Annotated in this window: 12 protein-coding genes; 7 read left to right on the top strand and 5 right to left on the bottom strand. The window is 72.3% G+C overall.

Translation table 11 applies throughout. The features are described 5' to 3' along the window. Positions 1-7 precede the first annotated feature (7 nt). Entirely contained in the window at positions 8-781 is a 774-nt protein-coding gene (locus CW359_RS12405) for a hypothetical protein (protein ID WP_105970175.1), read from the top strand. Positions 782-880: 99 nt separating this feature from the next. Here the strand turns inward: CW359_RS12405 and CW359_RS12400 are convergent, their stop codons facing one another. Continuing rightward, positions 881-1,753: a GntR family transcriptional regulator gene (locus CW359_RS12400; RefSeq protein WP_232838362.1), complete on the bottom strand. Its 873-nt coding sequence runs from the start codon at positions 1,751-1,753 to the stop codon at positions 881-883. 269 nt (positions 1,754-2,022) lie between these two features. Here CW359_RS12400 and CW359_RS12395 point away from each other — a divergent pair, with 269 nt between their 5' ends. After that, the gene (locus CW359_RS12395; protein WP_105969951.1) at positions 2,023-2,865 is read left to right on the top strand and encodes a (2Fe-2S)-binding protein; all 843 of its coding nucleotides are present in this window, start codon (positions 2,023-2,025) and stop codon (positions 2,863-2,865) included. A 357-nt stretch (positions 2,866-3,222) separates the two neighbouring features. Beyond that, on the top strand, positions 3,223-4,269 hold the full coding sequence (locus CW359_RS12390) for a DUF2637 domain-containing protein (protein WP_105969950.1): 1,047 nt from the start codon (positions 3,223-3,225) through the stop codon (positions 4,267-4,269). 93 nt (positions 4,270-4,362) lie between these two features. Here the strand turns inward: CW359_RS12390 and CW359_RS12385 are convergent, their stop codons facing one another. Further along, positions 4,363-4,914 carry an ATP-binding protein gene (locus CW359_RS12385; protein WP_105969949.1) on the bottom strand — a complete coding sequence of 184 codons (552 nt, stop codon included), beginning with the start codon at positions 4,912-4,914 and terminating at the stop codon, positions 4,363-4,365. 292 nt (positions 4,915-5,206) lie between these two features. After that, complete coding sequence (locus tag CW359_RS45205; RefSeq protein WP_157968527.1) at positions 5,207-5,869, bottom strand: hypothetical protein; 663 nt, start codon at positions 5,867-5,869, stop codon at positions 5,207-5,209. A gap of 236 nt (positions 5,870-6,105) precedes the next feature. Here CW359_RS45205 and CW359_RS12375 point away from each other — a divergent pair, with 236 nt between their 5' ends. Then, complete coding sequence (locus tag CW359_RS12375) at positions 6,106-7,320, top strand: helix-turn-helix domain-containing protein (protein WP_232838361.1); 1,215 nt, start codon at positions 6,106-6,108, stop codon at positions 7,318-7,320. Positions 7,321-7,364: 44 nt separating this feature from the next. Here CW359_RS12375 and CW359_RS12370 read toward each other — a convergent pair whose 3' ends face one another. Continuing rightward, positions 7,365-9,113, bottom strand: a complete 1,749-nt coding sequence (locus tag CW359_RS12370; protein WP_105969947.1) for a protein phosphatase 2C domain-containing protein — start codon at positions 9,111-9,113, stop codon at positions 7,365-7,367. A 351-nt stretch (positions 9,114-9,464) separates the two neighbouring features. Between CW359_RS12370 and CW359_RS12365 the strand changes: the two genes are divergently transcribed. Continuing rightward, positions 9,465-9,947 carry a DUF456 domain-containing protein gene (locus CW359_RS12365; protein WP_105969946.1) on the top strand — a complete coding sequence of 161 codons (483 nt, stop codon included), beginning with the start codon at positions 9,465-9,467 and terminating at the stop codon, positions 9,945-9,947. Positions 9,948-10,068: 121 nt separating this feature from the next. Then, positions 10,069-12,408: a glycosyl hydrolase family 95 catalytic domain-containing protein gene (locus tag CW359_RS12360; RefSeq protein WP_105969945.1), complete on the top strand. Its 2,340-nt coding sequence runs from the start codon at positions 10,069-10,071 to the stop codon at positions 12,406-12,408. 22 nt (positions 12,409-12,430) lie between these two features. On the opposite strand, the gene CW359_RS12355 is transcribed toward CW359_RS12360, so the two are convergent. Beyond that, a complete protein-coding gene (locus tag CW359_RS12355; RefSeq protein WP_105969944.1) occupies positions 12,431-13,711 on the bottom strand; it encodes an SGNH/GDSL hydrolase family protein in 1,281 nt (426 codons plus the stop codon). 130 nt (positions 13,712-13,841) lie between these two features. On the opposite strand from CW359_RS12355, the gene CW359_RS12350 reads away from it, so the two are divergent. Then, entirely contained in the window at positions 13,842-14,222 is a 381-nt protein-coding gene (locus CW359_RS12350) for a PPOX class F420-dependent oxidoreductase (protein ID WP_105969943.1), read from the top strand. The last annotated feature ends 216 nt before the right edge of the window (positions 14,223-14,438 follow it).

Below are 14,438 nucleotides of genomic sequence, written 5' to 3'. Positions count from 1 at the left end.
GGGCAACGTGGCGTATACCGCCATGTCTGGTTACGGAACGACCTCTGGTGACGATCCCCTCCAGACCGCGGTATGGCGGCTGCGCTCACGCGCCTGCTGGGCCGACGCGGCGGCACTGCTCGACCCCACCACGGCCGACGCCTCGCTCCAGCGGGCCGCGCTGCTCGTGGAGCGGTGCCTCTACACCGAGCAGGGTTGGGGAGAGGCCGAGGACGCGCTCCGTACGGCGGAGGCGCTGGCCCAGAGCGACGACGAGCGGGGCGCGGCGGCCTGTGAGCGCGGGCAGCTGGCGTACGCCTCGACGCTGCTCGGCGTACGGGACCGGGCCGACGAGGCGCGGGCCGCGCTGGGGCGGGCGGCTGCGCTGATCCCTCCGGGGGCTTCGGGGCGGGCCGTGCTGGACTTCCGGCGGGGGTTGCTGGCGGAGAACCTCGCGGGTGCGCCGCAGGCGGCTCGGGCGGCGTACCGGCGGGCCCACGCGGGGGCCACCGCTCATGCCGATCCCCTGCTGCTGTCGTTCACCTGGCGGCACCTTGCCGGACTCGCCCTGCGGGACGGGGAGTTGGCCGAGGCGCGGCACGGGTTCGGTGAATCTCTGCGGATTCGGGAGGAGTTGGGGTACCTGGTGGGAACTGCGCCCGCCTTGGCCTCACTTGCCGATGCGGAGTCCGAGCCGGAGGCTTCTCGGTTGCGGGCGGAGGCCGGGCGGTTGTTCCGGTTGCTGGGTGGGGTGCCTACGTGGTTGGCGCGGCAGTTGGCTCCGCCGGCCGCGTCCGCGTAGTCCCTGTCCGCGCCCAGCGGGTGGGGTGGTTTCGGTTCGTCGGCGGCTGCCGGTTCGATGTGGCTGGTCGCGCCGTTCCTCGCGCCCCTTGGGGGCGCTTCAGTGGGCGCCTGCCACGTGGTTCCGTACCAGCGACTGGACCATGGCCACGTCTCCTGCCGTCAAGGCGTCCAGCAAGGTGGCGTGGTCTGCCGCGTCCGCCATGAGGGGCGCTCGCCCCAGGGGTGACTTCGCTCCCACCAGGGGCCACTGGGCCCTGCGGTGGAGGTCCTCCGCGATCTGGACCAGTTGGGTGTTGCCCGACAGGGACAGGACCGCCCGGTGGAAGGCCCGGTCGGTTTCGGCGTAGGTGGCCCGGCAGCCGGTGGAGGCCGCCCGGGAGGTCGCCTCGGCCAGGGGGCGGAGTTCCGTCCAGCGTTCCGTCGGGACCGTGCGGGCCAGGCGGAGCATCACCGGGAGTTCGATCAGGGCACGGATCTCGGCCAGCTCGGCCAGTTCGCGGGCGCCGCGTTCCACGACGCGGAAGCCTCGGTTCGGGACGACCTCGACGGCGCCCTCCAGCGCGAGCTGCTGCATGGCCTCGCGGACGGGCGTCGCGGAGACGCCGAAGCGGTCGCCGAGCGCGGGGGCCGAGTAGACCTCGCCGGGTGCCAGCTCGCCGCCGACGAGCGCCGTGCGCAGCGCGTCCAGGATCTGGCCGCGCACGGAGGAGCGCTGGACGACGGGACGGGTCCGCTCGGCGCGCGGGAGGGGGATCGGCGCCTCGCTGTGCGTGTGCTCGCCCCGGGCCGCGACGGGCGGAGTACGGGCGCCGGCGTCCGGGCGGACCGTCGGGCCGCCCGCCCCCGAGCCCCACCCGCGGTCCACGTCCGCGGCCGTGGCCTGCGGCGGAACCCGTACGGCAGCCGGGCGCGCGGCCGGGACCCTGGTCTCGGGCGAGCCGTGCGCGCCCTGTGGGACGGCGTGCTGCACGGGGGCCTCCTCCGGGCTAGATGGCACCTTGACGGCACATGGGGTCATTACGGCGGGTTGTTACTCGCCCGTCAAGCACCATAGGCGCACATTCCGTCAGTTCAAATCCCGATTCGAGTCCGGGTTCGGTTCCGGGCCAGATCCGGTGTTAAATCCGGATCACATCACGGGCATGATGGGTAAGGTAAGCCTTACCTTTGATCTTCGTCCTCGTCTTCGTTTCCGTCTTCGGCTTTCGAAGCCGTCCATCGAGATGCGGTGGTCCCTGCATGTCCGCTCCCGCCCAGGCCCGGTCCGCCGTCGCGGACTCCTACGACCGGCTCGCCGAGGCCTACTCGCATGCGACCGTCGTCGAACTGGGCCCCGGGCAGGACCATCCGCGCGGCGAGGGCTGGGTCAGGGCCGCCGGGCTCGCGGCCGGTGACGAGGACCTCGACGCCTTCCTCGCCTGGGACCACGAGCAGGTGCTGCGGGACTACGGGACGCCGGGCCGCCCGGACGCGGTCGCCGGTTTCGGGCTGCACCGGTACGCGTGGACGGCCTGCCTGCTGATCACCGTGCCCTGGTTCCTGCACCGCAGGGTGCCCCGGCTGCCCGTCGAGAACGTCTCCTACCACCGCGTCGACGGGCGCTTCCGGGTCCGCCCCGGCGCGTTCGCCTGCCTGCCCGGCGATCCGGCTGCCGGACTGCCCGGCGCCCGGGTCGTCGACGACGAGGAGGCGCTGCGCACGGAGGTGCGGGCGGCGCTCACCGAGCACCTGGAGCCGGTGCTCGGCGGTTTCGGGCCCCGGATGCGGCGGCGCGGCCGGGCCCTGTGGGGCGTGGTGACCGACGACGTCGTGGAGGGCCTGCACTACGTGGGCCAGGTCCTCGGCGAGGAGGACCGCGCCCGGCGCGAGCTGGAGCTGCTGCTGCCGGGCTCGACCCGGCCGTTCGTCGGCTCGGCGGGCTTCCGCGAGGTGACCGGGACGGACGGCTCGCCGCTGGCCATCAGGGACCGCGCCAGCTGCTGCTTCTTCTACACGATCCGCCCGGACGAACTGTGCGCCAACTGCCCGCGCAGCTGCGAGAGCGAACGCATCGCCAAGCTCTCGGCCGCCGCCGCGAGTTGAGGAACACTCAGCGAACTCTCGGTAGTACCCCCCTCTCGCACGGGCCCGTATGACGTGCCGTAGGATCCCCGCCGTAAGATCACGTTCGACAAGATCGCGTTCGACTGGGTCTCCCTACGGTTACAGCCACTTCACAAGTTCCTCACTTGTCGCAGGAACTTTCCGTGGAACCACCCGTACGGGTAGTCTTATTCGAACTCAACTCCCGCCCCTCAAGCGGCAGTTCGAGCAGAATGTCGCCCTGAGCATCCCCTTGCACCTCCTTAGGCGGCCTCTTGCCCCGAAACCCCCTGAGGGCTGAGGGGATTGGGCCACTATGGCGGGCGTTACGCCCTATCCCAATGCAAGGGACCCCAGATGAGACTGACCGACATATCGCTTAACTGGCTGCTTCCGGGCGCCGTACTGCTCCTGGGCGTGCTGGCGGCGGTTGCGGTGCTCGCGCGCGGCAAGCGCTCCTCCGGGGCGAAGGCCGGCCAGGACGACTCGTGGGAGCGCACGGAAGAACGCCGCAGGCGCAAGGAAGCCATATTCGCCACAGCTTCCTACGTACTCCTCTTCTGCTGCGCCGCGGTCGCCGCCGCGCTCTCCTTCCACGGTCTCGTCGGCTTCGGCGAGCAGAACCTGAACCTCACCGACGGCTGGCAGTACCTCGTCCCGTTCGGTCTGGACGGCGCGGCGATGTTCTGCTCCGTGCTCGCCGTGCGTGAGGCCAGCCACGGTGACGCGGCCCTCGGTTCCCGGATACTCGTATGGATGTTCGCGGCTGCCGCGGCCTGGTTCAACTGGGTGCACGCGCCCAGGGGTCTCGACAACGCGGGTGCCCCGCAGTTCTTCGCCGGCATGTCCCTGTCCGCCGCGGTGCTCTTCGACCGCGCGCTGAAGCAGACCCGCCGGGCCGCCCTGCGCGAGCAGGGTCTGGTGCCGCGTCCGCTGCCGCAGATCCGTATGGTCCGCTGGGCGCGTGCGCCGCGTGAGACGTACAAGGCCTGGTCGCTGATGCTCCTTGAGGGTGTGCGCAGCCTGGACGAGGCCGTCGACGAGGTGCGCGAGGACCGGCGTCAGAAGGAGCAGGCGCGACTGCGTCGCCGGGAGCAGGAGCGGGCCGAGCGCGCGCACCTCAAGGCGATCAGCCGGGGTCACCGCGGCCCGTTCGGCGGCGGTGGCGGCGGCGGTGGCCACCAGCAGGTCGAGGTGGAGCGGGCGCCCGCCCAGGTCACCTCGGAGCCTGCCATATCCACCGCGGAGCAGCTGCCCCTGCGCGCTCGTCCCTCCCTCCAGCCCGTGCGGGGCAGCAGTGACTCGATCACTGTCGACCTCACGGCGGAGGACGACACGATGGCCCTGCCCCGCCTCGACTCCCTGGAGCGCAAGCTCCGGGACCTGGAGAAGCAGTACGGATGATCCGTCCGTACCTCGGTACATCCGGACGAACCAGCACGGCCGTTGAGCCGTACGGCTCGATGTGAGCGCGACCGACACGGGGGCGCGGCCTGTTCAGGCCGCGCCCCCGTTCAGTTCGAACCACACCGCCTTGCCCACGCCGTGTGCCCGGACTCCCCACGCGTCGGCGAGGGACTCCACCAGCACCAGACCTCTACCGTGCGTACCCTCGTCGGCGTCCGGTACCCGCGGCCTCGGCCTGCGGCCCACGAAGTCCCGTACCTCCACGCGCAGTCCGCGCGGCGAGACGGTGGCGGTCAGCACCGCGTCGCGGTCGGTGTGGACGAGCGCGTTGGTGACCAGTTCGCTGGTCAGCAGCTCCGCTATCTCGGACATCTCCGTCGTCTCCGAGCTGCCTGGCTCTCCCCAGTGCCGCAGCAACTCGCGCATGGCTCTGCGGGCCTCCGGTACCTCCCGCAGATCCGAACAGCCCAGCCTGCGTCTCAACTGAGACGCCTCCCCCCGGTACCCGCCGTCGCCGTGGCTCTCGCCGCCGCCGATGTCGTGGTTCCTGTCGTTGTCGCCGCCTTTGCCGGCCTTTTCCTCCGCTTTCGGCGAGAAGGCCCCTATGGTTACGGGACCGCCTCCTCGTGCCTGCCTCTCCATGACCCCCGCCCGACGCCGGTGTGCTGTCCCCTCCTGACCGAACGCGTTCACGGGATCCATGCCCGCGACCTGAACACGGCAGTCATGTCGAATCATCAACGACCGGATGTACGGGGATGGTTGGACCGTTCCTGGCCGGATCAGGACGTCGGGCGCCCCCGTCGGGCGCTGCGGGAGGGACTTCTGGAGCGGACGCTGCGGCAGTTCACGCGCCCGTCCAGCCGGAGGACGGGCGCGTGGCGGCGGTGGTTCGGCCCGGCCGTCCAGTGCGGGCTGCCGATCCGGCCGTAGGTCAGTAGAGCTTCTTGACCGCCGTGGTCGTCGTCTTCTTGAAGGCCGCCACCGGGACACCCCTGAAGTCGCCGAGCCGGCTCCAGTCCACCACCGTCACGGTGCGGCCGTCGCGGCCCACCGACTGGAGACGGACGTCGTTCGCGCCGTACGAGGTCCTGGTGTGGAGCCCGTACACGTGTGCGCCCTCCTCGACCGCGAGCGAGCCGTAGTCCCTGAACTCTGCCTCGGTCTCCGGGTCGGACTGCTCGATGCGTGTCGCGCAGGAGCGGAAGTCCTTGTCGAGCCGGGTGGCGAGCGCCTTGGCCTTGGCCTCGGTGCCGACGACGATCGTCAGCTGGCGGGCGCTGGTGTCCAGCTCGGTGCGGAAGGCGCGGTAGCGGGAGTCGTAGCCCGGCATCGTCCCGCCGATGCAGGACAGCAGCTCGTCCGGCACCCCGTCCTTGACCCGGTCCGCCGTCCAGGGGGAGGCGGCGTACGGCGGCAGTTCGGCGGCCGAGAGGAAGACGGGGGCCGGCGGGGTGGCCGCCTTCGCGGCGGCGGCGTCGGCCGGGGCGGTGAAGGCGAGGGCTCCGGCGGTGAGGGCGGTGAGCACGGACAGCGCGGTGAGCGTGCGGGCCCTGGCGGCGGTGGCCGTGGCGGTGCGGATGTCGTTCCTGGGCATGGGTGTCCCCCGTGTCTGGTGAAGAGTGGGTGATGTCGGCGGGCGCCGCGCCGGGTGGTCGGTCCGGCGGCGGTCGCCGCGACACCCAGAGCATCCGCCGCCGCTCGGGGCATCCGCAAGCGACGACACGTGATCCACGACCGTGGAACCATCCCATCCCTTCTGACGTGCAGATATATGGAGTGCCTGGGATGCCGTCCAGGACCCGGCGGAGCACGAGAAACGGGGGGAAGAGCGTGTCGACGCACGACGACGTGGCCGAGTTCGCGGCGCTGCTGACGCGACTGAAGGGACGTACGGACCGCAGTTACGGCGCACTGGCCCGCCGCCTGGACATGAACACCTCCACCCTGCACCGCTACTGCTCCGGCGACGCCGTCCCGCTGGACTTCGCCCCGGTGGAACGGTTCGCCGCGCTCTGCGGGGCGTCACCGGAGGAGCGCGTCGAACTGCACCGCCGGTGGATCCTGGCGGTCGCGGCACGACAGCGGACGCGTACGGCGGCCGAGTCGGGGGCGCCCGCCGGGCCGGATGCGCCGGCGGAGTCACGTACACCCGAGTCGCGAGCGTCCGAATCGCAGGTGTCCGAGTCGCACACGTCCGACGTGCCTGCGGCTGACGTGCGGGACGCGCCCGTCGAAGCCGCCGCCCCGGACCTTCGCCCTCGCCCTCCCGCTCCCTCCGCCCGGCCCTGGTACCGGGGCCGGCGGATGACGGTCGCCGCGGCCGTGGTGGGTACGCTGCTCGCCGCGCTGGGGACCCTCGGCAGTCTGTCGGCCCTGTCCGACGGCCGCTCCCCGGCCGCCGACGCCTCGCCTGCGCCCACCGAATCCTCCCCCGCGCCGATCACCTGGACCGCGAACTCCCAGGCGTGGCAGCTGGGTTGCGACCACGACTACCTCATCGCCAAGTCGCCGGAGCAGGTGCCCCCGCCGCCGGTCGAGCAGGACGCGGGACCCTGGGCGGCGACCCAGCGCGCGGTGCACGGAGGTGACACCAACGTGGAGATCTCGGTGCAGGGGCGGTCCTCGACACCCGTGGTCCTGGAGGCGCTGCGGGTCCGGGTGGCCGGGCGGGCGGCTCCGGCCGAGGGTGCCGTGTACGCCATGGACCTGGGCTGCGGCGGCGCGATCACGCCCCGGTCCTTCGCCGTGGACCTCGACAAGGACCGGCCCGTCGCCCGCCCGCTGGCCGGGAACGACACGGGGACCCCGATCCCGGCGGTGCGCTTCCCCTACCGCGTCTCCGCCCGGAACCCGGAGGTGCTGCTGGTCACCGCCCGGACGAAGGCGTGCGACTGCCGCTGGTACCTGGAGCTGGACTGGTCATCCGAGGGCCGCACCGGCACCGTCCGCGTCGACGACGCCGGACGCCCCTTCCGGACCAGCGGCATCGAGGGCCTGCCTCACTACGAGTACCTGACGCGCGAGTGGGTCGCGCGGACGGACTGAGCAACTCCCTTGCGGCCGGGCCCTGTTCCCTTCCCGTCTGTCTCTCAGCTGTCCCAGACGGCGGCGGCCGTACGGTCGTCCGCGTACCCCTTGACCCGTACCTGCGTGTCCGCGAGGAACGCGGCGAGGCCGGGCGGGGTACCGCCCGACCAGCGTCCCGTGAGGTACTCGCACAGCTCGGGCTCCCCGCGGAGCGGCTCGGCGAGACCGCCGGTGCAGAGCAGGAGCGTGTCCCCCGGGCGGGCGACGGAGGCGCGGAACCGGAAGGGTTCGCGGGGCGGTTCAGGGGCGGGCTCGTACGGACTCGGCGGGGTCGTGATCCCGAGGTCCATGGTGAGCCGGTCGCCGTCCGGGGTCTCGTGGGGCGTAGAGCCGAAGCCGACGACGGGCTCACCGGCCGGGATCTCGGTGATCCGGGGTTCGATGTCCTGCCATTCGCCGTCCCGGAGCCGGAACAGTCCGCCCGCGCCGACGCCGAAGAAGACGCGCGTACGGCAGTCGGGGTCGGCGGGGAGCAGCAGACAGCGCAGGCCCGCGGTGTACTCCTCGGGCTCGATGCCCTGCTCGGCGGCGCTCGCCCGGAGCTTGCCGAGGCTGCGGTCGGTGAGCCGGTGCAGTCCCGACTTGAGGTCGCCGCGCCGGGCGGCCCGGATGTCCTCGGCGAGCCGCACATGGCTGCGCCCCACCGCGCGCCCGATCCACTGGCACGCCTCGGCGGCGGCCCGGTGCGCGCCGGGTGTGGCACGGGCGCCGGTGGCCATGGCGATGAGGACGAGCGCGGAGTCGCCCGTCCCGAAGCGGGCGGTGAGGAGGGAGTCGCGGCGCGGCTCGCCCCGGAAGCGCGCGGAGTCCCCGCGCAGGGAGACGGCCCGGAGCGTGCTGGAGCCGTAGTGCGCCCCGTCGAGCACGGTGTCCGCGACGAGGTCGCCCAGGTCGTCGGGGTCGGCGGGCGGGAGGGCGGTGGGCTCGGAGGCGTAGGTGGGGGGACCCGAGCCGACGTGGTCGACGGCGGTGGGAGGGCCGTAGACGGTGATGGCGGAGGGCGTGGAGAGGGCGGAGGGGGTGGCGGAGCCGGGTTCCGAGGAGTCGGCGCCCGCCTGCCGCGCCCCCGGCCGGTCCAGGGGCTTCGGCGCCTCGGACGGGAGGGCGGGGATGTCCCGGCGGGTGGGCGTACGGCGGATCGGCGTCCGGAGGACCGAGGAGTCGGCCGGGGGCTCGCCGGGCCCGGAATCGCGTACAGGGTCAACAGGGTCACCGGGGGCATCGGTCGTCGGCGTGGCCCAGACGGAGTGCGGCGGCTGCGTACGGTCCCGGAAGCCCGCGGGCTTGGGGCCCGGCGGGAAGCTCGCGGGGCCCGCGGGCATGGCGGGCGGCGGCTCCCAGGGGGCGCGGGGCCGCCCGGGCGCGCTGCCCGACGGTCCGTCCCACGCCCCGTAGGGGACGCCACCGCGCTGCGGCGGAAGCGCGGCCGGGGGCGGCGGGACCGGCACCGCGGGCGGCACTGGCCGCGACGGCAAGGGCGGCAGGGCGTCGGCCGTACCGGCGGAGCCGTAGCTGTCCCTGCCGCTGCCGCTGTCGCTGCCGGAGGGGTCGTAGCCGTCGTCCTCGGCACCCCCGTCCCGTACCGGAATCGCGTCGGTCGGCGACGCGTCGACCGTACCGGCCGCCGAGGCGAACCGGTCGTCCAGGGAGTCGCCCGCGGCCGTGGGCCCGGTGTCCTCGGTGGAGTCGTCGTACAACTGCCCCCACCAGTCGTCCTCGTGACCGGTGGACCTCTCCCCCTGCTGGCTCATGCCCCCAATTGTCCACCGCGCGGGCCGGATGAAAACGGGGCATCAGGAAAATCCGGCGGGGCGTTCTGTCGTGAACGGCGTGTTCGACGGCGTGTCGGACGAGATTCGGACGGCATTCGGACGATGTGGCGAACAACCGTACGAAACAAGTCGCCGGGCAGCCCCACCCCCCACGGGAGAACCGCCCGGCGACGCCGGGGTGAGTGACCTGAACCGGTCTGCTCCGACCCGAGTGTGACCGGTCTTCCTTGCGTTCCGCTGTGGAGGCCGCATGGCGGGACGCGCCGCCTCCAGCCCTGAGTGACCTTTCACTGACCTGCGGTTTCCCTCGCGTTCAGTCACTCTTGGCAGATGGGAGCGTGGGATCTCCTGCTGATCGGCCTGGTCATGCTGTTCGGGCTGTGCGGAGTTCTGTTGCCCGGGGTGCCGGGGTCGTGGCTCGTATGGGCCGCGGTCCTGTGGTGGGCGCTGAAGGATCCGCGGGCGGTCTCCTGGTGGGTGCTCGTGGGGGCGACCGTCGTCCTGTTCCTGTCCCAGGTGGTGCGCTGGCAGCTGCCCCCGCGCCGACTGCGCGCGAGCGGCGCCACCCCCCGAATGGCGGTGTACGTCGGCACGGGCTCCCTGCTCGGCTTCTGCCTGCTGCCCGTGGTGGGCGCGATCCCGGGTTTCGTGGGCGGTGTCTATCTCTACGAGCGGCTGCGCCTGGGCCGGCACCGTGAGGCGGTGGCGGCGGTACGGACGGTGATGCGGGCGGGCGGCACCAGCGTCCTCGTCGAGCTGTTCACCTGCCTGCTGATCGCGGGCGCGTGGCTGGGCGCCACGCTCTGGGGCTGACACACCGGACCGACACATCGGATCTCTCCCAACTCATTGACGGAATCTCGCGCCTTCTCTACGTTGCGTTCCGGGATAGCTCCGATGAATGAGCAGGTAACCCGAGCCGCCGGGAGGCAGTGTGCCCAGCCCGTCCAGACGTACCGTCCTCGCCACCGGATCCGCCGTGGGCGGCGGCCTCCTCGCCGGAGGCCTGCCCGCCCAGGCACAGGCCCACGACCTCCAGTCCTCCGCACCCCGGCCCGCCGACCCCTGGCGTACGGTCCTCGACGACGCCGACCTCGTCTGGCAGCGGATGCCGACCACCTGGTACGAGGGCCCGTACCTCGGCAACGGCTTCCTCGGCTCCGGCGTCTACGCGGACCCCGACGCGCCCACCAGGGCCGTCCGTTTCAATGTCCAGCACTCCGAAGTGCAGGACCGCAGGCCCGAGTTCGGGTCCCTCTTCGGGCTCGCGCGGCTGCCCATCGGGCACTTCACGCTGGAGCCGGTGGGCGCGATCACCGGAATCGACTGGCGGCTCGGGCTGGGCGAGGCCGAACTCACCGGCACCCTCACCACCGACCGGGGCACCCTCACCCTGCGCGCACTGGTGCACAGCGACCGCTCGGTGCTCGCCGTCGAGGTCACCCCGAGCCCGGGCGAGCGCGGCTTCCGCTGGGTGTTCCATCCGGCCGACGCGATCAGCCCGCGCGCCGGCTTCAAGCCGCTGCCGGACGGCTACCGGGCCAACGAGCCCGCCCAAGTCGCGGAACACGACAGACAGTTCGGCATCCGGGCCGCCGTACAGCCGCTGCTGGCGGGCGGTGAGCATGTGACGGCCTGGCGGGAGCGCCGGGGCCGGGGTGCGACCAGAACGCTGTACGTCCATGTGGCGCACTCGTATCCGAGGCGTACGGCACTGGGGCGGGCGCTCAAGGAGATCCGCTCGGCGTCCCGACTCCCGTACTCCGCACTGGCGTCGACGCACCGGACCTGGTGGCACGCCTACTACCGCAAGAGTTTCCTGTCCGTCCCGGACGCCCGGCTCCAGCGCTTCTACTGGATCCAGCTCTACAAGACGGCGTCCGCCGCCCGCCGGGACGCGCCCGTGATGGCGACCTGCGGTCCCTGGCTGGAGCCCACCCCGTGGCCCAACACCTGGTGGAACCTCAACGTGCAGCTGGAGTACTGGCTGATCCACGGCTCCAATCACCTCGAACTCGACGCCGTGACAAGGGCGTTGAGCGAGTTCCGGGACAACCTGGCGCAGGAGACGGCCCAGCCGTACCGCGCCGACTCGCTCGGCATCCCGCGCACCACCGACCCCCAGCTCGTCAACGGCGCGGTGAGCCCCCTGATGGGCTACGGCGTCGGCGTCCCTGGCCAGGACCCGCCGACCCCCGAGGTGGGGAACCTGACCTGGGCCCTGCACAACGTCTGGCTCAGCTACCGCCACACCATGGACGAACGCGTCCTCCGGGACGTCCTGTACCCGCTCCTGCGCAAGGCGATCAACTACTACCTGCACTTCCTGGAGCCGGGCCCGGACGGCAGACTGCACCTGCCGGCCACCTTCTCCCCGGAGTACGGCGGCAACTCCCGCGACTGCAACTACGACCTGATGCTGCTCACCTGGGGCTGCCGCACCCTCCTCGAAACGGTCGAACTGCTGGGCGTCAAGGACAGGTTGGCGCCGCGCTGGCGCGAGGTGCTGGCCAGGCGGGCGGCGTATCCGACCGACGCGAACGGCTTCATGATCGGCGCGGACATTCCCTTCGCGAAGTCCCACCGCCACTACTCGCACCTGCTCGCGGTCTACCCCCTCTACGAGCTGACCGGCCGCACCCCGGACGAACGGGCCCTGATCGAGCGGTCGTTGGCGCACTGGGTGGGCTTCGAGGGCGCTCTGCAGGGCTACACCTTCACGGGCGCGGCCTCGATGTCGGCGCTGCTCGGCAAGGGCGAGGACGCGCTCGCCTACCTGGGTGAGCTGATGTCCCGTTTCATCCAGCCCAACACCATGTACAAGGAGTCGGGCCCGGTCATCGAGACCCCGCTGTCGGCCGCGCAGTCCCTGCACGACATGGTCTGCCAGTCCTGGGGCGGAACCATCCGCGTCTTCCCGGCGCTGCCGGCCGCGTGGTCGGACCTCACGGTGCACAACTTCCGTACGCAGGGGGCGTTCCTGCTGAGCGCGGTCCGCGAGGACGGTGTCACCCGCTGGGTGAGACTGGTGAGCGAGGCGGGCGCACCCTGCGTCGTACGGCACGGGATAGCGGGCCGGATCGAGGTCCGGGACGAGCAAGGTCGTACTCGGCACCACACGGACCTCGGCGAGGGGACGATCCGACTCACCCTGCGGAAGGGTGAGTCGGCGATCGTCACGGCTCGGGGCGACCGCCCGGACCTGACGATCGCCCCGGTCCGCGCGAACACGGAGGCCCCGCGCTGGGGCCTGCCGCTACCGCCGATCGCCTGAGACCTCGCACTGGACCGACCGCTCAAAGGCGCCTGAGATCCGCCAGGTTGATCGCGTCGGCCATGGCTCGCATGCCGGCGTCGTTGAAGTGGAGGTGGTCGCCGGGGTCGTAGGCGGCGCGCATGCGGTGCGGGAACCGCGGGTCGCGGACGGCGGCGTCGAAGTCGACGACCGCGTCGAAGAGGCCGCTGGTGCGGATGAAGGTGTTCACGCTCCGGCGTACGGACTCGCGGGCCTCCCGCCACTGACCGTGGCCACCGTACGGGGTGATGGTGGCGCCGATGACCCGGATACCGCGGGCGTGGGCACGGGTCACGAGGGTCCGGTAGGCCTTCTCGAAGGCGCCGGGGTCGGTCTCGGCCGGGGTGCCGTTGATGTCGTTGATGCCCTCGAAGACGATCACCGCACGGACCCCGGTCCGGGAGAGGACGTCGGCGTCGAAGCGGGTCAGGGCGCGCGGGCCGACGCCGTCGAGGAGGAGCCGGTTGCCGGAGATGCCCGCGTTGAGGACGCCGAGGCGGCGGTTCGGGGGCAGGGCGGCCATCCGGTCGGCGAGGCGGTCGGGCCAGCGGCGGTTGGTGTCGGAGGTGGTGCCGCCGCCGTCGGTGAGGGAGTCGCCGAGCGCGACCACGCTGCCGGCGGCGGGTGCGTCGAGGACGTCCACGCCGGTGACGTAGTACCAGGAGGTGGTGGTCCTGGTGTAGGCGTCGCCGTCCTCCACGTCGGCCCAATCGCCGCTCGGGGCGATGAAGTTGGTCTGCTTGGCGGTGCGGTGGTAGGTCGCGGGACCGGAGTTGTCCGGGGTGTGGACGGTGACGAGCAGATTGGCGCCGTACGGCACGACGAGGTCGACGGCGTCGGTGACCCGGTCCTGGCCCGCCGGGATGGTCACCGTGCGGGCGCCCGCGAAGGTGGCTCTGCGCATCGAACCGGGTTCGGCGTCGGGGCTCTTGGGCTCGCCGGACTCCTGGAGCGCGACGGTGACGGCGCCGAGGCGCAGCGGCTGGGTGCCGAGGCGGTTGGTGAGGCGGACGCGCAGTCCGTTGCCGCCGACGCTGAGGTGCAGGACGTTGCGGATGGAGGCGCCGGGTCTGGCCGCGACGGTGCCGGAGGCGGCGGCCTCCCAGGTGCCGGTCCAGAGCCGCCGTACGGGGGTCTGCTCGGCGGCGGGGACGGGAGCGGGGAGCGGGGCCTGGGGCAGGAGAACGGTGGGCCCGTCGTCGGCCGTCGCCGCGGGCGGGACGATGGCCAGGGCGGTCACCAGGGCCGCGAGGATGTGCCGAACCATGATCGCGCGGGTCATGGGCGCATGGTTCCCCGAACGATCACTCGCGCCAACGCCCATGTCACACCCATGGCGGCACGCACTTACGTTCGCACGTACACCCGCGTTTCCGCTGCGCCCGCCCGGGCGGCCGTGTTTGGCTGCCGCCATGACCGAATTCAGCGCGGCCGAGCGCGCCTACCTACGGACCCAGCGGCTGGGCCGCCTGGCCACCGTGGACCCGAACGGCCAGCCGCAGGCGAACCCCGTCGGCTACTTCCCGCAGGACGACGGCACGATCCTGATCGGCGGCCTGGCGATGGGCCGTACGAAGAAGTGGCGCAACCTGGAGCGGAACCCGAAGGTCGCGCTGGTCGTGGACGACGTGGTGAGCGTCCGCCCGTGGAAGGTACGGGGCGTGGACATCCGCGGCGAGGCCGAACTCCTCACGGGCCCACACGAGTTGGGCCCGCACTTCAGCGAGGAGGTGATCCGTGTGCATCCGAGGCGGATCCACAGCTGGGGGTTGGAGGAGGGGGCCGGGGACTGACTCCGGCTGGAAGTGGGTGAGTTCAGAGGCGAGACAGGCGACGACGTCGGACACGTCGACACGCCGGTCTTTCGCCCCCGCCGCCCCTACCCGTTCCCATCCCTGGGGGCTGCCGCCCCCGGACCCCCGCTTGTCCTCAAGCGCCGGACGGGCTGGGGGGGGGGCCGGGCCGGGGGTGGGTGGGTGAAGCGGGGGGGGGGGGGGGGTGGATCGGCC

The organism is Streptomyces geranii (genome assembly GCF_002954775.1).
Taxonomy (GTDB): Bacteria; Actinomycetota; Actinomycetes; order Streptomycetales; family Streptomycetaceae; genus Streptomyces; species Streptomyces geranii.
This window is presented reverse-complemented; position numbering and strand designations above follow the sequence as displayed.